Source organism: Massilia sp. Root335 (assembly GCF_001425685.1).
In the GTDB taxonomy this organism is placed as follows: Bacteria; Pseudomonadota; Gammaproteobacteria; order Burkholderiales; family Burkholderiaceae_D; genus Telluria; species Telluria luteola.
This window is the reverse complement of the sequence record NZ_LMCY01000024.1, coordinates 4,132-5,056: the sequence shown is the minus strand read 5'-3', so window position 1 is coordinate 5,056 and position 925 is coordinate 4,132. Positions and strand designations below refer to the sequence as shown.

At 38.8% G+C, this 925-nt stretch carries 1 protein-coding gene; it reads left to right on the top strand.

Translation table 11 applies throughout. The features are described from left to right. Nucleotides 1-370, top strand: a 370-nt coding sequence (locus ASC93_RS30760) for a hypothetical protein (RefSeq protein WP_162251879.1), incomplete at its 5' end; no start/stop codon positions are given. Nucleotides 371-925: the final 555 nt, after the last annotated feature.

Sequence of the window (925 nt, the reverse complement as noted above, 5' to 3'; positions counted from 1 at the left end):
AAGTGGTGGTAGTAAAAGTGGAACGAAAGTGTTAACAACAGGCGTCTTAAATACTGCTGTTGGCCAAACAGCCGCTCATATTGAAGTGGCGAACTTTAGTTCTACTACAGCAGCGCTGGTGACGGTTCAGGTCTTTGATTGGAATAGTGGATCTCCAGTTATACTCTTGAACCAGACTGTAACCATTGGACCGCTTACTCATAGAATTTTTTCACAAGATGTAACACCTTTCCACTATGAAGTTAGAATTATTCATCCTAGTAATGCTAACGTAATCGCAAATACTTTCGCAATCAATGCAGGTACCTCCACAGTCCCAGGGTTAACCTTTAATCAAGATCAACTGATGAGTATTAAATCTGGGAAATAAAGAAAATGGGCAGTTTGGGATTAATTCCTGGACTGCCATTTTCATTACAAAGTCAGCTGCCACCCAAAATACGGTCATTCGAATCAGAGCTTTTGATTTTCCTTTCGAAATCAAAAAGTTAATATTCTTTACTTGAATGTAACGCTAAACTACCCACGCTAATCAACTGGGACATCTGTACAAAATCAGTTATTTTGTGAGGTAGTCCTATCATGAAAAAGACGACTACGGCAGATTACGCTGTAATCGTCTTTTTGGAGATTAAACGGCAATAGAGGTGATTTTGCTTGGTGGTTAACTACTTGGCCAATTGCAAGACTGCTTAGTACAACAAATAGTAGTACTTTCACCAACCACAGCGTCTATGACAATCACAGCATTTATGAAAACCACAGCATCTATGACAATCACAGCATTTATGAAAACCACAGCATTTATTAAACATCAAATCACACTCCTTTTTGGTATCCTATAATCTATGGAAACGGACGGGTTATGCTTGTACATTTGGCTTGGATATTATTAAATGGGCTAGGCCTATGCTCGACATATGTA